The 17,614-nt window shown below is 69.3% G+C and carries 12 protein-coding genes; 7 read left to right on the forward strand and 5 right to left on the reverse strand.

All coding sequences use genetic code 11. The annotated features are described in order from the left end of the window. Nucleotides 1-201: 201 nt before the first annotated feature. From leuB to ACQGNW_RS00360, 5 genes are read right to left on the reverse strand one after another with little or no spacing between them, the layout of a single operon-like run. The gene (gene leuB, locus ACQGNW_RS00340; RefSeq protein ID WP_426661070.1) at nt 202-1,299 is read right to left on the reverse strand and encodes a 3-isopropylmalate dehydrogenase; all 1,098 of its coding nucleotides are present in this window, start codon (nt 1,297-1,299) and stop codon (nt 202-204) included. Next, nucleotides 1,296-1,937, reverse strand: a complete 642-nt coding sequence (gene leuD, locus ACQGNW_RS00345; protein WP_426661071.1) for a 3-isopropylmalate dehydratase small subunit — start codon at nt 1,935-1,937, stop codon at nt 1,296-1,298. Before leuD ends, leuB begins: the two co-directional genes overlap by 4 nt. Then, nucleotides 1,934-3,349 carry a 3-isopropylmalate dehydratase large subunit gene (leuC, locus tag ACQGNW_RS00350; RefSeq protein WP_426661072.1) on the reverse strand — a complete coding sequence of 472 codons (1,416 nt, stop codon included), beginning with the start codon at nt 3,347-3,349 and terminating at the stop codon, nt 1,934-1,936. The genes leuD and leuC overlap by 4 nt, the downstream gene beginning before the upstream one ends. After that, nucleotides 3,346-4,377 carry a branched-chain amino acid transaminase gene (locus tag ACQGNW_RS00355; RefSeq protein ID WP_426661073.1) on the reverse strand — a complete coding sequence of 344 codons (1,032 nt, stop codon included), beginning with the start codon at nt 4,375-4,377 and terminating at the stop codon, nt 3,346-3,348. Before ACQGNW_RS00355 ends, leuC begins: the two co-directional genes overlap by 4 nt. Next, nucleotides 4,374-5,981 carry a 2-isopropylmalate synthase gene (locus ACQGNW_RS00360; protein ID WP_426661074.1) on the reverse strand — a complete coding sequence of 536 codons (1,608 nt, stop codon included), beginning with the start codon at nt 5,979-5,981 and terminating at the stop codon, nt 4,374-4,376. Before ACQGNW_RS00360 ends, ACQGNW_RS00355 begins: the two co-directional genes overlap by 4 nt. A 721-nt stretch (nt 5,982-6,702) precedes the next feature. Between ACQGNW_RS00360 and ACQGNW_RS00365 the strand changes: the two genes are divergently transcribed. From ACQGNW_RS00365 to ACQGNW_RS00395, 7 genes are all read left to right on the forward strand, one after another. Next, nucleotides 6,703-7,824, forward strand: a complete 1,122-nt coding sequence (locus tag ACQGNW_RS00365; protein ID WP_426661075.1) for a LacI family DNA-binding transcriptional regulator — start codon at nt 6,703-6,705, stop codon at nt 7,822-7,824. Nucleotides 7,825-7,843: 19 nt separating this feature from the next. Beyond that, nucleotides 7,844-10,864 (forward strand): TonB-dependent receptor, encoded by a 3,021-nt coding sequence (locus tag ACQGNW_RS00370; protein WP_426661076.1) that lies wholly within the window; start codon nt 7,844-7,846, stop codon nt 10,862-10,864. Between the two features lie 67 nt (nt 10,865-10,931). Then, nucleotides 10,932-12,455, forward strand: a complete 1,524-nt coding sequence (locus tag ACQGNW_RS00375) for a tryptophan halogenase family protein (RefSeq protein WP_426661077.1) — start codon at nt 10,932-10,934, stop codon at nt 12,453-12,455. A gap of 72 nt (nt 12,456-12,527) precedes the next feature. Next, nucleotides 12,528-13,991 (forward strand): glucoamylase family protein, encoded by a 1,464-nt coding sequence (locus ACQGNW_RS00380; RefSeq protein ID WP_426661078.1) that lies wholly within the window; start codon nt 12,528-12,530, stop codon nt 13,989-13,991. Between the two features lie 16 nt (nt 13,992-14,007). Further along, complete coding sequence (locus ACQGNW_RS00385) at nt 14,008-15,285, forward strand: sugar ABC transporter substrate-binding protein (RefSeq protein ID WP_426661079.1); 1,278 nt, start codon at nt 14,008-14,010, stop codon at nt 15,283-15,285. Continuing rightward, nucleotides 15,282-16,169 carry a carbohydrate ABC transporter permease gene (locus tag ACQGNW_RS00390; protein WP_426661080.1) on the forward strand — a complete coding sequence of 296 codons (888 nt, stop codon included), beginning with the start codon at nt 15,282-15,284 and terminating at the stop codon, nt 16,167-16,169. Before ACQGNW_RS00385 ends, ACQGNW_RS00390 begins: the two co-directional genes overlap by 4 nt. Further along, entirely contained in the window at nt 16,166-16,987 is an 822-nt protein-coding gene (locus ACQGNW_RS00395; RefSeq protein ID WP_426661081.1) for a carbohydrate ABC transporter permease, read from the forward strand. Before ACQGNW_RS00390 ends, ACQGNW_RS00395 begins: the two co-directional genes overlap by 4 nt. Nucleotides 16,988-17,614: the final 627 nt, after the last annotated feature.

Below are 17,614 nucleotides of genomic sequence, written 5' to 3' on the forward strand. Positions count from 1 at the left end.
GGTTGCGTGCGGTGGTGTGCGGTCGGGTGCGGCGGGTGTGGGTTGCCTCCCCTGCGCGCGCCACGGCGCCGGACAGGGGGCGGCGACGGAACCACGCTGGGGAGTGGGCGTTCGTCGTCGATGGCGCCGCGGACGGCGCGCAGGGGAGGGCAGGGGTGGCGCAGGCGTGACCGCCTTTGCCGTGAGGGCGCGGGCGCATGCTCAGCCGCATGAGCGTGCTCCGCTGAAAAAGGCGTGCTCGTTGCCGGCGTGGGCTTCCAGCGCAGCCAGCACGGCGTCGCGTACCTCGGCGGTGCCGGCATGGCCGCCGAGGTCGCGGGTGCGCGGGCCGTGCTGCAGCACGTGGTCGACGGCTGCCTCCACTGCCTGCGCCTCGGTCTCCAGCTGCAGCGAATGGCGCAGCAGCAGCGCGGCCGACAGCATCGCGCCGACGGGATTGGCCACGCCCTTGCCGGCGATGTCGGGCGCGGAGCCGTGGATCGGTTCGTACAGGCCGTTGCTGCCTTCGCCCAGCGAGGCCGAGGGCAGCAGGCCCAGCGAACCGGCCAGCGCGGCAGCCTCGTCGGTGAGGATGTCGCCGAACAGGTTCTCGGTGACCACCACGTCGTAGCTGGCCGGGCGGGTCAGCAGCAGCATCGCCATCGAGTCGACCAGCTGGTGCTCCAGCGTCACGTCGGGGTAGTCGGCAGCGACGCGCGCGACGGTGCGGCGCCACAGCCGCGAGGTCTCCAGCACGTTGGCCTTGTCCACCGAGGTGACGTGCCGGCGGCGGCCTCGCGCCAGCTCGAAGGCGCGGCGCGCGACGCGCTCGATCTCGGCCTCGGTGTACCGGCATTCGTCGGTGGCGTAGTCGGCGCCCCTGGTCTTCGCGCCGAAGTAGGCGCCGCCGGTCAGTTCGCGCACGAACAGCACGTCGACTTCCTTCAGCTTCCCGTCCTTCAGCGGCGACAGCGCGGCCAGCGCGGGATGCACGGTGAGCGGACGCAGGTTGGCGTACACGCCCAGCGCCGCGCGCAGGGCCAGCAGGCCCTGCTCGGGGCGCACCGGCGCGTTCGGGTCCGACCACTTCGGGCCGCCCACCGCGCCCAGCAGCACCGCGTCGGCGGACTGGCAGGCTTCCAGCGCGGCGGCGGGCAACGGCTCGCCGGTGGCGTCGATCGCAGCGCCGCCGATCAGCCGCTCGTCGAAAGAGAACGCGTGCTCGTAGTGCGCGGCCACCGCCTGCAGCACGGCGACCGCCGCGGCGGTGACCTCGGGGCCGACGCCGTCGCCGGGCAGGGTGACGATGTTCGCTTTCATGCATTCACTCCATTCGGTAGCGGCTTTTGTTGAGGAGTGCGGCCATGGATGGCCGCTTCTTGATCCTCGCGTTCACGGACGAACGCATCAATTAAGCCGGCGTTCTGCAGCAGGTAGCCGAGCTGGTCCACGCCGTGCAGCAGGCAATGGCGCGCGAACGGCTCCAGTTCGAAGCCGACGCGGCCGCCGTCGGGCAGCGCGATGTACTGGCCCTCGACGTCGATGGTCAGCTCGACGCCGGGGTGCGCCAGCAGCCAGCGGTGCTCGGCGGCGGAGATCACGATGGCGAGCAGGCCGTTCTTCAGCGCGTTGTTGCGGAAGATGTCCGCAATCTCGCTGCACAGCACCGCGCGGATGCCGTAATCCAGCAGCGCCCACGGCGCGTGCTCGCGCGAGGAGCCGCAGCCGAAGTTGCGGCCGGCCACCACGATGGCGCAGCCCTGCGCTTCCGGCCGGTTGAGCGGGAAGGCGGGGTTGTCGCTGCCGTCGGGCAGGTAGCGCCAGTCGTTGAAGCAGAGCCGGCCCAGGCCCTCGCGCGTGGTGGTGGTGAGGAAACGCGCGGGGATGATGCGGTCGGTGTCGATGTTCTCGTCCGACAGCACGGCGGTGCGCGAGTGGATGCGGGCGACGGGCTTCATGCAGCTTGCTCCTGCGTCAGGTACTCGCGCGGATCGGCAATGGCGCCGGCCACGGCGGAAGCGGCGGCGGTGGCGGGGCTGGCCAGCACGGTGCGCGCGCCCTTGCCCTGGCGGCCCTCGAAGTTGCGGTTGGAGGTGGAGACGACCAGCTGGCCCGGCTGCGCCAGGTCGCCGTTCATCGCGATGCACATCGAGCAGCCGGGCACGCGCCACTCGGCGCCGGCGGCGCGGAACACTTCGTGCAGGCCTTCCGCCTCGGCATCGCGGCGCACCGCCTCGGAGCCGGGCACCACCAGCATGCGCACGCCGGCGGCGACGTGGCGGCCGCGCAGCACGTGCGCGGCTTCGCGCAGGTCGGACAGGCGCGAGTTCGTGCAGCTGCCCACGAACACCACGTCCACCTTGGTGCCCTGCATGGGCTGGCCGGCGCGGCTCTGCATGTAGTCCAGCGCGCGCTGCTCCATCGCATTGCGCGCGGCGGGCACCGGCGCGTCCATCGCGATCGCCATGCCGGGATGGGTGCCGTAGGTGACGGTGGGCTTCACCGCGCCGGCGTCGATGCGCACCTCGCGGTCGTAGCGGGCGCCGTCGTCGGTCTTGAGCTGGCGCCAGTGCGCCACCGCGTGGTTCCACGCTTCGCCCTGCGGCACGCGCGGGCGACCCTTGAGCCAGGCGAACGTGGTTTCGTCCGGCGCGATCAGGCCCGCCCGCGCACCGGCCTCGATCGACATGTTGCACACCGTCATGCGCTCCTCCATCGACAGCTTTTCGATGGCCGCGCCGCGGTACTCGATGACGTGGCCGGTGCCGCCGTCCACGCCGATCGTGCCGATGATGTGCAGGATCAGGTCCTTCGCGCCCACGCCCGGCGGCAGTTCGCCGTCGACGTGGATCGCCAGCGTCTTCGGCCTGCGCTGCAGCAGGCACTGGGTGGCCATCACGTGGCTCACCTCGGTGGTGCCGATGCCGAAGGCCAGCGCGCCGAACGCGCCGTGCGTGGAGGTGTGGCTGTCGCCGCAGACGATGGTCATGCCCGGCCGGGTGGCGCCAAGCTCGGGGCCGATCACGTGCACGATGCCGCGCTCGGCGCTGTCCCAGCCGTGCAGTTCGACGCCGAATTCGCCGCAATTCTTCTCCAGCTGCGCCACCTGCGCCTGCGCTTCCGCGTTCGCGTACGGACGCGTGCCGTCGGCGTTTGCCGGCAGGGTGGGCGTGGAATGGTCCAGCGTGGCCAGCGTGCGGTCCGGGCGGCGCAGCTTGAGGCCGCGCGAGCGCAGCTCGTCGAAGGCCTGCGGCGAGGTGACCTCGTGCACCAGGTGCAGGTCGATGTAGAGGATCGCCGGGGTGTCGGCGGTCTCGGGCGCAACCACGTGCGCGTCCCAGATTTTCTCGAAGAGAGTCTTTGCGCTCATGCCGAGGCTTCCAGAGTTATTTCCTGCGCTCGTCCATGAGCGCCGGAGTTGAGTGATGAACCGTTGAGGGCCTGGTCAGGGACGACCGCGCTGGCAAACCCCGCCGCGCGGGTCGGGCCAACCAGCTCCAGCCAGCCCCACTTGTCGTGCGTGCGGCCGTCGAACAGGCCGAAGAACGCCTCGCGCAGCGCGCGCGTCACCGGGCCGGGCTTGCCGCTGCCCACCGGCTTGCGGTCCACCGAGCGCACCGGGGTGATCTCGGCGGCGGTGCCGGTCATGAACACCTCGTCGGCGGTGTACAGCGCTTCGCGCGGCAGGTCGCGCTCCTCCACCGCGATGCCCAGTTCGGCGGCCAGCGTGAGCACGCTGTCGCGGGTGATGCCGGCGAGGATGCCGGCGCTGGACGGCGGGGTGAGCAGCTTGCCGCGCTTGACCAGGAACAGGTTCTCGCCCGCGCCCTCGCTGAGCAGGCCGTTCACGCCCAGCGCGATGCCTTCGTCGTAGCCGCCGCGGCGCGCCTCCAGGCCGATCAGCTGGCTGGACAGGTAATTGCCGCCGGCCTTGGCCCAGCTCGGGAAGGTGTTCGGCGCGGGGCGGTGCCACGAGGACACGCAGACGTCCGCGCCGCGCTCGGCGGCGTCGCCCAGGTAGGCGCCCCATTCCAGCGCCATGATCGCCACCTCCACCGGCGCGCCATCCCTCGGCAGTACGCCGAGGCCGCCGGCGCCGCGGAACACGATGGGGCGCACGTAGGCCGACTGCAGACCGTTCGCGCGGATCACCTCGTGACAGGCCGCGTCGATCGCGGCTTCGCCGTAGCCGATCTCGATCTCGTACACCCTGGCCGACTCGAACAGGCGCCGCGTGTGGTCGGCGAGGCGGAAGTACGCCGGTCCGTTCGGCGTGGCGTACACGCGCTCGCCCTCGAACACCGAGGAGCCGTAGTGCAGCGCGTGTGCGCTGACGTGGACGCTGGCTTCGGCCCACGGCTTGATGCGGCCGTTGTGCCAGAGGAAGGGGGTGTTCATGCGGTGGCTCCCTGGGCCTTGGTGCTGCGGGGGGATGGGGTGGAAGTCGCTTGCTGCTGGGCGATGCGGTTGACGATGGCCAGCGCGGCCTGTGCTGCGGCCTCGACGATGTCGGTGCTGACGCCGTGGCCGTTCCAGTCGCGGTCGCGGTGGCGTGCGGTGAGGCGTGCCTCGCCCTGGGCGTCGCCGCCTTCGCCCACCGCCTGCACCTGGAAGCGGGTCAGTTGCAGCGCGGTATCGGTGGCGCGCTCCATCGCGCGCAGCACCGCGTCCACCGGACCGTCGCCCAGCGCGGCCTCGGCAACGGCGTGGCCGTCGTCGTGGACCAGCTTCACCGTGGCGGACGCGCCTGCGCCCAGGTGCGCGCTGGTGTCCAGCCGGGTCAGCCGCCACGGGCCGGCCGCATCGGGATCGCGGCCGCGCGCCAGCGCGTCCAGGTCGTCGTCGTGGATCTCGCGCTTCCTGTCGGCCAGCGCCTTGAAGCGGGCGAAGATGTCGTCCATGGCCGCGTCGTCCGGCGCGTGGCCCAGCGCCTCCAGCCGCTGGCGCAACGCGGCGCGGCCGGAATGCTTGCCCAGCACCAGCCGGGTCTCGGCGATGCCGACGTCCTCGGGGCGCATGATTTCGTAGGTGCCGCGGTGCTTCAGCATGCCGTGCTGGTGGATGCCCGATTCGTGCGCGAACGCGTTCTCGCCCACGATCGCCTTGTTGCGCTGCACGTTCTGTCCGGTCAGTTCGCTGAGCAGGCGCGAGGCGGGGTACAGCTTGCGGGTGTCGATGCGGGTGTCGGTGCCGAACCAGGCGCCGCGCACCTTCATCGCCATCACCACCTCTTCCAGCGAAGCGTTGCCGGCGCGCTCACCGACGCCGTTGATCGTGCACTCCACCTGGCGCGCGCCCGCGCCCACGGCGGCGAGGCTGTTCGCCACCGCCAGCCCCAGGTCGTTGTGGCAGTGGCTGGAGAACACCACGTGCGGGCCGCGCCGCACGTTGGCCAGCAGCCAGGCGAAGCGTTCGGCGATCTCGGCGGGCGTCATGTAGCCCACCGTGTCCGGCGCGTTCAGTGTGCTGGCGCCGGCGGCGGCGGCGGCCGAGAACACCTCGGCCAGGAACTCGGGCTCGGTGCGCATGGCGTCCTCGGCCGAGAACTCCACCTCGTGCGCCAGTTTCGCGGCGCGCTCGACCCCGGCGACCGCGGCGTCAAGCACCTGCTGTTTGCTCATGCCGAGCTTGTGTTCGCGGTGCAGCGGGCTGGTGGACAGGAACACGTGGATGCGCGAGCGCCGCGCATGCTCCAGCGCGCGGCCGGCGCTGTCGATGTCGCCCGGCACGCAGCGTGCCAGCGCGCAGGCGGTGGTGTGCTGCAGTGCGCCGGCGATCTGTGCGACCGCAGCAAAATCGTCCGGCGAGGCCTGCGGGAAGCCCGCTTCGAGCACGTCCACGCCGAGCGCCTCCAGCATCTGCGCCATGCGCAGCTTGGCGCGCCGGTCCATCGAGAAGCCAGGCGTCTGCTCGCCGTCGCGCAAGGTGGTGTCGAAGATGCGCACGTGTCCGGCGGCTACGTCGCCGTTGTCGCTGCGTTCGTTGTGCTGCGGGTTTTTCATCGCTGGCTCCGTTGCGGGACGGGCCTTCGGGCAACAAAAAACCCCGCGCCATTTCTGGTGCGGGGTTCTTCGGGTGTTTTCAGGTTCGTTTTCTAGCTACCTGGACACATGCCCTCAGCCCGCACCTCCGTTGGTAATAAGGAGTACGAGGGAAAGGCTAATAAGGCTCGGGGCAACAAGGAGCGCGCCGCGAAGCCGCAGCAGGCCGGCGACCGTCGCGAGACGGGTCATTTCGGCGATGCGGCGGTGGCTGTTGCGCTGCGGCATGTCATCGACACTACGTCAAGCCTTCCCGGCTTGTCAAACCTTTTTTCATGACAATTTTTCAGATGCGGGCTCAGGTGGAACTCTCGGACGTATGGGCGGCTAGGCGTCCATACGTCCGTACGGGCGACGCCGCTGCGCCATCCGGCGCGCCGCGGCTTGCCCCTGGATGATGCGAGTCGTCGCGAGCGCGGCGGCCGGTCGGGTCGGCGGTGTCGGACACGGGGCCGGGCGCCATGGAAGCGTTTTCCGGAAAATCGCCGATTTCCCCTTTTGACCGCTGGCGAGTGGACAAGCCGCTGACAGCAGCAGGCACGGCGATGCTGTGATGCGGCAAGGCGATGTTCCGCCGTTCCATCCTTGTTTCCATGGGTTTCGACCCATGGTTACGGCCATGCCGGCGACCTTTTGCCGTATTGCGGCACAGATACATGCCTACGTCACTTTACAAGCTCGCATGAAAACGTTTACGTTCGCCGCCCATGCGCCCGGGAAGCGCTCGGGCGGCGGGAGGAGCATCCAGGTGACGGCAACGATCAAGGACGTGGCACGCGAAGCCAAGGTCTCGGTGGCCTCGGTGTCGCGCGCCCTGAACGGCATGGGCGGCGTGACACCCGCGACCGAGCGGCGCATCCGCGAGGCGGCCGCGCGCCTGCGCTATGTGCCGCACGGCGCCGCCCGCAGCCTGATCACCCGGCGCACGCACACCGTGGGCGCGCTGATGCCCGACCTGCACGGCGAGTTCTTCTCGGAGCTGATCCGCGGCATCGACCTGGAAGCGCGCTCGCACGGCCTGCACCTGCTGGTTTCCAGTTCGCACAACAGCGCGGACGATGCGGCGGCGGCGCTGCGCGCGATGCAGGGCCGCGTGGACGGCATCGTGATCCTGTCCTCGCCGGGCGTGGATGCGGACTTCCTCAACGCCAACCTGCCGGAAGGCCTGCCCACCGTGCTGCTCAACAGCGACGTGAAAGGCGGCGCCGCAGCCGTGCTGAACATCGACAACTTCGCCGGCACCTACGCCATGGTGCGCCACCTGGCGGGACTCGGGCACACGCGCATCGCCTTCATCGCCGGGCCGAAGGACAACTTCGACGCCCGGCAGCGCGAGGCGGGCTTCCGTGCGGCGATGGCCAAGCTGGTGCCGGGTGCGCCGCCGACGGTGGTGCGCGGCGACTTCGGCGAGTCGTCCGGCTACCTGGCCGGCAACCAGCTGCTGGCGGCGAAGGCACGCCCGCAGGCCGTGTTCGCCGCCAACGACATGATGGCCGTGGGCTGCCTGCAAGCCTTCAAGGAAGCCGGCCTCGACGTGCCGGGCGACATCGCCCTGGCCGGCTTCGACGACATCCCGATCGCGCGCTACGTCACGCCGCCGCTCAGCACGGTGCGCGTGCGCATCGCGGAATTGGGCAAGAACGCCATGGATCTGCTGGCCGACCTCATGGAGCGCCCCGGACTGTCGGCAGCATCGGTGCATACGCTCGGCTGCGACATCGTCGTGCGCGATTCCTGCGGGGCACAACGGGGCGGAGCCACAACCATCACAACCAAGAGATCACGCCGTCCATCGACTCGATGACGGCATTGGAGGGGAGACCATGAGCAGTCACAAGCCTTTCAAGAAGCGCCTGCTTCCGGCAGCGGTCGCGGTGGCGATGGCCGCCACGGCGCCGGGCATCGTCTGGGCGCAGTCGGCGGACGCCACGCTGCGCGGCAGCGCCGCGCCGGAAACGACCATCACCGCCAGGAACATCGCTACCGGCGCCACGCGCGTCACCCGGTCGAGCAAGGACGGCAGCTTCGCGCTGGTCGGCCTGCCGCCGGGCACCTACCAGGTGGACGCGGGCGCGGGAATCAGCCGGACCGTCACGCTTTCGGTGGCCTCGACCGGCACCATCGACCTGCGGGCCGCCGCGCCGGCGGCGCCGGCACCGGCGGGCACCAAGACGCTGGGCGGCGTGACGGTATCCGCCACCACCCTGCCCGACGTGACCACCTCCGAGGTGGGCAACATCGTCTCGCTGCGCGACATCGCCGCGCTGCCGGCGGCTTCGCGCAACTTCCTGGAGTTCGCGGACATCGTGCCGGGCATGGTGTTCACGCGCGACGCCAACGGCAACACCAGCCTGCGCTCCGGCGCCCAGGCCAGCAGCAACATCAACGTGTACATCGACGGCGTCGGCCAGAAGAACTACGTGCTGCCCGGCGGCATCACCGGCCAGAACGCCAGCCAGGGCAATCCGTTCCCGCAGCTGGCGATCGGCGAGTACAAGGTGATCACCTCCAACTACAAGGCGGAGTACGACCAGATCTCCAGCGCGGCGGTGACCGCCGAAACCAAGTCCGGCACCAACGAGTTCCACGGCGACGTGTTCGGCAGCTTCACCAACACGCGCATGCGCGCGATGACTCCTTCGGAGGAGGCCGCCCACCACAAGACGCAGTCGCACGAGAAGGACTACGGCTTCGACCTCGGCGGCCCGATCGTGCAGGACATGGCGCACTTCTTCATCGCCTACGAGGGCAAGGAGTTCGACAGCCCCACCACCATCGTGCCCGGCGTCACCGGCGTCACCGGCTACCTGCCTGCCGGCGTGCAGTCGCAGCTGGGACCCGGGAGCCTGCCGTTCAAGGAAAACGACTGGTTCGGCAAGATCGACTTCGAGCCCACCGCGCACGACCGCTTCGAGGCGAGCGGCAAGTACCGCCACGAAACGTCGATCAGCGGCGTCGGTGGCGTGAGCACGGCCACCGCGGGGCTCAACACGATCAACACCGACAAACGCTTCGACCTGCGCTGGGATCACAGTGCCTACAGCTGGTTCAACCGCCTGCAGCTGACCTACGAGGATGCGTTCTTCACGCCGACGCCGATCGTCCGCGGCGCGGGCAACACCTACACGCTCACCGGCGCGCAGCTGAACACCACCATCCTGCAGACCGGCAACTCGCCGCTGGCCCAGCAGAACAAGGGCCAGAAGGGCCCGGCGATCCAGGACGACCTGACCTTCAACGACCTGGAGTGGAACGGTGACCACGTCATCAAGATGGGCTTCAAGTACAAGGCGGTGAAGCTCACCGCGCAGGACGCAGGCGATTCGAATGCATTGTTCAGCTACGCGGTGACGCCCGCCGGCACGGAGGCGATCCCGTACCAGGTGCAGTTCGGTTCGCCCACGCCCGGCATCAGCCCGGTGGCGACCAGCTCGGACAAGCAGTTCGGCGTCTACATCCAGGACGACTGGGCGGTGGACGACCACCTCACGCTGAACCTCGGCGTGCGCTGGGACTACGAGAAGACGCCCTCCTACCTCGGCTACGTGACCCCGGCGAACGTGGTGGCGGCGTTCCAGCAGCAGGACCCGAACGCGCCGGCCGGGCAGACCTACGCGCAGACGCTGGCGCTGGGCGGGGTGAACATCAACGACTACATCAGCACCGGCCACAACCGCCACGCCAAGACGAACGAGTGGCAGCCGCGCTTCGGCTTCTCCTACGACATCAACGGCGACCAGCGGCACGTGGTCTTCGGCGGCGTCGGCCGCTCCTACGACCGCGACCTGTACGAGTCGCTGCAGGTGGAGCAGACCAAGCAGTCGCTGTCGCAGCCCACGTTGTACTTCAACACGCCCGACGTACCCTGCACGGTCGGCGTGAACAGCTGCTATGCGTGGAACCCGGCCTACCTCGACATCCCCACCCTGCAGGGCCTGGTGGCCGGCAGCAACGTCGGCAAGGAAGTCGACCTGGTCACCAACAACCTCAAGGCGCCGTATTCCGACCAGTTCAGCATCGGCATGCGCAACCAGGTGGGCGACTGGAACACCAGTGCGACGCTGGCCTACATCACCAGCCACGACGGCCTGGTGTACACGCTGGGCAACCGCTACCCGGACGGCGCGTTCTGGAAGAACGGCAGCCAGCCCTGGGGCAACGGCATCCCCGGCTTCGGCAGCCTGATCATCGGCAACAACGGGCTGGAGACGCACACCAAGCAGTTGCTGCTGTCGGCCACCAAGCCCTACACGCACGAATCGCACTGGGGCGCGACGATCGCCTATACCTACTCGGACACCGAGCAGAACAACGACAACAACGATCCGACCGACCAGTACGCGTTCGACTACGAGTGGATCGGCAACTACCCGTTCACCGGCTCCGGCGTGGCCAAGCATCGCCTGGTGATGACCGGCACGCTGGATGGCCCGTGGGGTTTCACGCTGGGCGCCAAGCTGACCCTGGCCACGCCGATCCCCGACCTCAACCTCGCGTGCTACGGGGCCGCGCCCACCAACGTGGACAGCGGCGGCATCGCCGGCAGCGGCTGCCGTTCGGCGTCGGTCGCGCCACCGGGCACCGGGCGCTTCCTGATCGGCGGCAAGATCTTCGGCTACCGCGACCTGGACTTCCAGGCGACGAAGAACTTCAAGGTCTACGGCAACCTCGACGCCTACGTGCGCTTCGACCTGATCAACGCGTTCAACTGGCACAACTACACCAACTACCTGGAGAACTGGGGATCGAATAGCGCCTACAACCCGGTCGTGACCTACAACCCCACCGGCGACATCACGGGCTATCCGCGCACGGTCAAGCTCACGATGGGCGTGAGCTTCTGACCGCCGCGGCCGGGGTGCCCGGCGCACCCCGGCCGCGGCACCGGACCGGCTGCCGTCGAGGCGTTTCATGACCGACATGCGCATCAAGGAGATCGTCATCGCCGGCGGCGGCACCGCCGGCTGGATGGCGGCCGCGGCGTTCGCCAAGGTGCTCGGCAACGAGTGCACGATCCGGCTGGTGGAGTCCGAGGAAATCGGCACCGTCGGCGTGGGCGAAGGCACCGTGCCGCACCTCAAGCTGTTCAACAACCTGCTCGGCATCGACGACGTCGAATTCGTGCGCAACACCCAGGGCACGTTCAAGCTCGGCGTGCAGTTCAACGACTGGGCGCGGCTGGGCGACAGCTACGTGCACGGCTTCGGCGAGATCGGCCACGACATCAGCCTGCTGCCGTTCCACCAGTTCTGGATCAAGGCGATGCAGAAGGGTGTGGCCGCGGACATCGGCGCCTATTCGTTGAACACGGTGGCCGCGCCGCGCGGGCGGTTCATGCCTTCCGCGACCGACGTGCCCCCGAACTCGCCGCTGGCAAACGTCGCCTACGCCTACCATTTCGACGCCGGCCTGTACGCGCGGTTCCTGCGCGGCTACGCCGAGCAGCGCGGCGTGTGGCGCACCGAGGGCCGGATCGCCAGCGTCGAGCTGCGGCCGCACGACGGCTTCGTGGCGGCGCTGGTGATGGAGGACGGCGAACGCATCGAGGGCGACCTGTTCATCGACTGCTCCGGTTTCCGCGGGCTGCTGATCGAACAGGCATTGCATACCGGCTTCCACGATTTCTCGCACTGGCTGCCGTGCGACCGCGCCGTGGCGGTGGGCTGCGAACGGGTGGCGCAACTCACGCCGTACACGCGCTCGACCGCGCGACCGGCCGGCTGGCAATGGCGCATCCCGCTGCAGCACCGCACCGGCAACGGCCACGTGTACTGCAGCGTGCACATGAGCGACGACGAAGCCGCCGCCGTGCTGCTGGCGAACCTGGACGGCGAGCCGCTGGGCGAGCCGCGCCTGCTGCGCTTCACCACCGGTGCGCGCAAGCAGGCATGGAACCGCAACGTGGTGGCGTTGGGGCTGGCCGGCGGCTTCCTGGAACCGCTCGAATCCACCAGCATCTACATGATCCAGTCCGGCATCGCGCGCCTGCTGGAGATGTTCCCGCAGCGCGATTTCAGCCCGGTGCTGATCGAGCGCTACAACGCGCGCGCACGCTTCGAGTACGAGCGCATCCGCGACTTCCTGATCCTGCACTACCACGCCACCGAGCGTGACGACACGCCGTTCTGGAACTACTGCCGCACGATGCCGGTGCCGGAACAGCTCGACGGGTACATCCGGCTGTTCCGCGACAGCGGCCGCTTCTTCCGCGATGGCGAGGAGATGTTCGCCACGCCGAGCTGGGTGCAGGTGATGCTGGGCCAGCGCATCCTGCCGCGCAGCTACCACCCGCTGGTGGACCAGATGCCGGAGAAGGATCTCGCCGGTTTCATGGCCAGCGTGAGCCAGGTGGTGAAGGCCTGCGTGGAGGCGATGCCGATGCACCAGGCGTTCATCGACAAGGTCTGCCCGGCGCCAGCGATGGCGACGGCCTGAGATCCGGGCTTCGCCGTGGCGTCGGCATCGCGTCGCGCGGCCACCGGTCCCCCCCACCGACACGAGGTTCGAATGCTTTCATCCGGATGGCGCCACCTGCATGTCCTCGCGGCCGTCGCCCTGGCGGTGCTCGTCGCCGGCGCGCCGGTGCGCGCGGAGCAACCGGTCGCGCCCCCGCAAGCCGACACGCTGAGCTACGCGAAGCTGGCGCCCGGCCAGAAGGCCTTCATCGACGACCTCGAACGCCGCACCTTCGACTGGTTCTGGCAGAGTGCGGATCCGTACACCGGCCTGGTGCCGGACTCGTGGCCGAACCACACGTTCTCCTCCATCGCCGCCATCGGCTTCGGCCTGACCGCGTACGGCATCGGCGCCGAACGCGGCTACGTCACGCGCGGCCAGGCGGTGCAACGCACGCTGGCCACGCTGCGCTACCTCGCCACCGCGCCGCAGGGCGACGGCGAGGACGACACCAGCGGCTACCACGGCTTCTTCTACCACTTCCTCGACATGCGCACCGGCCTGCGCGAGGGCCGCTGGGTGGAGCTCTCCAGCGTGGACACCACGCTGCTGATGGGCGGCGTGCTGTTCGCCGAGAGCTACTACGACCGCAACACGCCGCAGGAGCGCGAGATCCGTCAGCTCGCCGACCAGCTCTACCGCGCCGTCGACTGGCCGTGGATGCAGGTGCGCAAGCCACTCATCAGCATGGGCTGGACGCCGGGCGGCCAGTTCATCCCCGCCGACTGGAAGGGCTACGACGAGGGCAAGCTGGTCTACCTCCTCGCGCTGGGTTCGCCCACGCACCCGGTTGAGGCGGACGCCTGGGCCGCGTGGTGCGCGACCTACCCGAAGCAGTGGGGCAGGTTCCAGGGCTACACCTTCCTCAACTTCGCGCCGCTGTTCGGCCACCAGTACAGCGAGTCCTGGGTGGACTTCCGCGGCATCCGCGATGCCTGGGGCCGCGCGCACGGGCTGGATTACGCGCAGAACGGCCGGCTGGCGACCTGGGCGCAGCGCGCCTACGCGATCGCCAATCCCGGCCACTGGACGGGTTACGGCGCCGACGTGTGGGGGTTGACCGCCAGCGACGGACCCGGCGACGTGACCGTGAACTCGCCGCAGGGCGTGCGCCGCTTCAGCGCCTACATGGCGCGCGGCGCCGGGCTGGACGAGATCACCGACGACGGCACCATCGCGCCCACCGCGGCGGGTGGCTCGATCGCGTTCGCGCCGTCCATCGTGGTGCCGGCGCTGATGGCGATGAAGCAGCGCTACGGGCGCTATATCTACGACCGCTACGGTTTCGTCGACGCCTTCAACCCAAGCTTCCACGGCACGCCGAAGGACGGCCACACCTATCCCGGTTTCGGCTGGGCCGACAACCAGCAGCTGGGCATCGACCAGGGGCCGATCCTGCTGATGATCGAGAACTGGCGCAGCGGCCTGGTGTGGAAGGTGATGAAGAAGAACCCGTACATCCGCGGCGGCCTGCGACGCGCCGGCTTCACCGGCGGCTGGCTGGAGCGCCACTGAGGCGACGACGATGGGCATGCATGCGAGGCACGGCGCGCCGTGGCGGTGGGCATCCATCGTCGTCGTGCTGTGCCTCGCCGCGTGCGCCCGCCGGCACGACGACACGCTGGTGTTCTGGACGTTCGGACCCGAGGGCGACGCCGTCAGGACGCTGCTGCCGGACTTCGAGCGCGCGCATCCGGGCATCCGCGTCGAGGTGCAGCAGCTGCCGCTGAGCGCGGCGCACCAGAAACTGCTCACCGCGATCGCCGGAGGCACCACGCCGGACATGGCGCAGCTCGGCAACACCTGGCTGCCGGAGATGGTGGCGCTGCATGCGCTGGCTCCGCTGCAGCGGCGCGTCGATGCGTCGACCGCGGTGGCGCCGCCGGATTACTTCGCCAGCATCTGGGCCACCAACGTCGTCGACGGCCGGCTGTACGGCATCCCGTGGTACGTGGACACGCGCCTGCTGTTCTATCGCAGCGACCTGCTGAAACAGGCGGGCTTCGATGCGCCGCCGCGCGACTGGGCCGAATGGCGGCGCATGCTGGCCGCGCTCAGCCATCCCGCGCGCAAGGTCTACGGCATCCTGCTGCCGACCAACGAGTACGAGCAGCTGCTGTCGCTGGCGCTGCAGCAGCCCGATCCGCTGCTGCGTGACGACGACAGCCGCGGCAACTTCGAAAGCGCCGGCTTCAAGCGCGCGCTGCGCTTCTACGTGGACACCTTCCGCCTGCAGCAGGCACCGACAGTCACCAACGTGGAAGTGGCCAACCCGTGGGAGGAGTTCGGCCGCGGCACCTATGCGTTCTATCTGTCGGGGCCGTGGAACATCGGCGAGTTCCGCAGGCGCCTGCCGGCGGGCGAGCAGGGCGACTGGGCCACCACGCCGCTGCCCGGTCCGGAAGGGCCCGGTGCCGGCCTCGCGGGCGGCGCCAGCCTGGTGGTGTTCCGCGCATCGAGACGCCAGCACTCGGCGTGGGCGCTGCTCGAATACCTGTCGCAGCCGCGGGTGCAGCAGCGCTTCTACCGGCTCACCGGCGACATGCCGCCGCGGCGGAGCAGCTGGGACAGCCCGCGGCTGCGGAACGACCCGGCCATGCATGCGTTTCGCGACCAGCTCGAACGCGTGAAGCCCACGCCGGCGGTGCCCGAGTGGGAGCGCATCGCGGTGATGATGCAGCAGGTTGCCGCGCGCGCCGTCGCCGGCGAGCTGACGGTGGACCAGGCCGCGGTGGAGATGGACCGCCGCGCCGACGCCATCCTGGCCAAGCGGCGCTGGCTGCTTGCGAGAAAGGAGGCACGGCGATGAAGGCTCCGCGCGTGGCGTGGCTGTTCCTCGCGCCGGCGCTACTGGTGCTGGTCGTGTTCTTCCTGCTGCCGGTGCTCGGTGCGCTCGCGCTGAGCTTCACCGACTACGACCTCTACGCGCTGGCCGACCTGCACAACCTGCGCTTCGTGGCGCTGGGCAACTACTGGATGCTGCTGCACCGGCCGCCGTTCTGGGCCGCGCTGGGGCACACGTTCTACTTCGTCGCGGTGGGCGTGCCGCTGTCGCTGGCCGTTTCGCTGGGCGCGGCGTTGCTGCTGCATTCGCCGCTGGCGCGCTGCAGGGCGTTCTTCCGCGCCGCGCTGTTCGTGCCGGTGGTGACCACGGCGGTGGCGACGGCGGTGGTGTGGCGCTACCTGTTCAACACGAGGTACGGCTGGGCCAACCATCTGCTCGGCATGCTGGGCATCCATCCGGTGGACTGGCTGGGCGATCCGCACTGGGCGATGCCCGCCATCATCCTGTTCGCGGTGTGGAAGAACTTCGGCTACAACATGATCATCCTGCTCGCCGGCCTGCAGGCGGTTCCCGGCGAACTGTACGAAGCCGCGCGCATCGATGGCGCCTCGGCCTGGCGGCAGCTCCGCCACATCACCCTGCCGATGCTGGGGCCGACCCTGCTGATGGTGGCCATCCTCACCGTGTCGGGCTATTTCCAGCTGTTCGCCGAGCCCTACGTGATGACCGAGGGCGGCCCGCTGGAGAGCACCACCAGCGTGCTGTACCTGATGTACGAGGACGGCTTCGAGTGGTGGAACCTCGGTACCGCCACGGCAGAGGCGTTCGTGCTATTCCTGGTGATGCTTGCGGTGACCGCGGCGATGCTGCGGCTGTCGCCCCGGGAGCGGGCGGGAGAGGCGGCATGAACCCGCGGCTGGCGAAGGCGCTCGTCAACGGCCTGCTGCTGGGTGGCGCGGCAGTGGCGCTGTTTCCGCTGCTGTGGATGCTCGCGGTGTCGTTCATGCCGCCGGGCACCTCCAATGCACTGCCGCCGCCGCTGTGGCCGGCACACCCCGTGCTGGACAACTACCGGCAACTGTTCGCGCACGCGGGCATGGGCCGCTACGTGCTCAACAGCCTGCTGATCTCCGGCGCGATCACGCTGCTGTCGCTGGCATTCAACGTGCTGGCGGGCTACGCCTTCGCCAAGCTGCGCTTCGCGGGGCGCGAACGCCTGTTCCGCGCGCTGCTCGGCCTGCTGGTGGTGCCGGCGCAGGTGGCGATGCTGCCGCTGTTCCTGCTGTTCAAGTACGCCGGCCTGGTGGACAGCTATGCGGGCGTGGTGCTGCCGGGCATGGCCTCGGTGCTCGGCATCTTCCTGGTGCGCCAGTACGCGCGCGGCTTGCCCGACGAACTGCTGGAGGCGGCGCGCATCGACGGCGCCGGCGAGGTGCACATCTTCGTGCGCATCGTGCTGCCGCTGCTGCGGCCGGTGGTGGCGACGCTGGCGATCCTTACCTTCCTCACCGCATGGAACGACTTCATGTGGCCGCTGATCGAGCTGACCGGGCAGGGCCATTACACGTTGCCGCTGGGGCTGGCCTCGATGGCGCGCGAGCACACGGAAGGCACCGAGCAGATGATGGCCGGCTCGGTGCTCACCGTGCTGCCGGTGCTGGCATTGTTCCTTGCCATGCAGCGGCATTACCTCGATGGGTTGTTGCTGGGGAGTGTGAAGGGATGAGTGTGTATTCGCCCTTTGTCTTGTCGCCAGCGACAGAGCGTTTTCGTCCGCCTGCCGGCGGCCGAGCTACTTCTCTTTTGCTTGTCCAAAAGAGAAGTAGCCAAGAGAAAACGACACCCCGCGGCGCCGCTCTCCGCCCATCCATGGGCGGAAAGTGCGTGAGGCGGCGCCGGGCTTTTCGGCCGGGCTCCTGCCCGGTCGAAAAGGCGTTGCCATCCCTGGCAACGCCTGCTGCGCGGCCTTATCGTCCCCGCCTCACCGTCGCCGAGGGGCCCCGGGTAGAGCAGGCGCGCATCGTGCGCGCCAGAAGCAAGAGCGTCGCGAATCCGCAGTGCTTCGGTTTTTCTGAAAGTACGCGCTGGGAGCGCGCTGCTTTACCCGGGGCCCCTATGGCGCGGCGGGCGGGCGAAGGAAAGCCCGCAGGGTGGCCGGCATGGATGCCGGCCAGTTTTTCGCCGGCACAGGATGTGCCGTCGAAAAACCCCGTAGGCCGCCCGCGCACCCGCAGGGCAGGATGCCCGGAGGGCGCGCCATCGGGGTGGCCTTTCTCTTGGGTTACTTTCTCTTTGGCCACGCAAAGAGAAAGTGACTCGGGCGCCGGCAGGCGCTCGAAACCGCTTTGTCGCT

The organism is Rhodanobacter aciditrophus (assembly GCF_050026795.1).
In the GTDB taxonomy this organism is placed as follows: domain Bacteria; phylum Pseudomonadota; class Gammaproteobacteria; order Xanthomonadales; family Rhodanobacteraceae; genus Rhodanobacter_A.

What these genes read in the sequence shown, in the direction of transcription:
- ACQGNW_RS00365 (WP_426661075.1), top strand. Translation starts at nt 6,703, where the DNA reads ATGAAAACGTTTACGTTCGCCGCCCATGCGCCCGGGAAGCGCTCGGGC.
- ACQGNW_RS00395 (WP_426661081.1), top strand. Translation starts at nt 16,166, where the DNA reads ATGAACCCGCGGCTGGCGAAGGCGCTCGTCAACGGCCTGCTGCTGGGT.
- ACQGNW_RS00370 (WP_426661076.1), top strand. Translation starts at nt 7,844, where the DNA reads ATGAGCAGTCACAAGCCTTTCAAGAAGCGCCTGCTTCCGGCAGCGGTC.
- leuD (WP_426661071.1), bottom strand. Translation starts at nt 1,937, where the DNA reads ATGAAGCCCGTCGCCCGCATCCACTCGCGCACCGCCGTGCTGTCGGAC.
- ACQGNW_RS00380 (WP_426661078.1), top strand. Translation starts at nt 12,528, where the DNA reads ATGCTTTCATCCGGATGGCGCCACCTGCATGTCCTCGCGGCCGTCGCC.
- leuC (WP_426661072.1), bottom strand. Translation starts at nt 3,349, where the DNA reads ATGAGCGCAAAGACTCTCTTCGAGAAAATCTGGGACGCGCACGTGGTT.
- ACQGNW_RS00375 (WP_426661077.1), top strand. Translation starts at nt 10,932, where the DNA reads ATGACCGACATGCGCATCAAGGAGATCGTCATCGCCGGCGGCGGCACC.
- leuB (WP_426661070.1), bottom strand. Translation starts at nt 1,299, where the DNA reads ATGAAAGCGAACATCGTCACCCTGCCCGGCGACGGCGTCGGCCCCGAG.
- ACQGNW_RS00360 (WP_426661074.1), bottom strand. Translation starts at nt 5,981, where the DNA reads ATGAAAAACCCGCAGCACAACGAACGCAGCGACAACGGCGACGTAGCC.
- ACQGNW_RS00390 (WP_426661080.1), top strand. Translation starts at nt 15,282, where the DNA reads ATGAAGGCTCCGCGCGTGGCGTGGCTGTTCCTCGCGCCGGCGCTACTG.
- ACQGNW_RS00385 (WP_426661079.1), top strand. Translation starts at nt 14,008, where the DNA reads ATGCATGCGAGGCACGGCGCGCCGTGGCGGTGGGCATCCATCGTCGTC.
- ACQGNW_RS00355 (WP_426661073.1), bottom strand. Translation starts at nt 4,377, where the DNA reads ATGAACACCCCCTTCCTCTGGCACAACGGCCGCATCAAGCCGTGGGCC.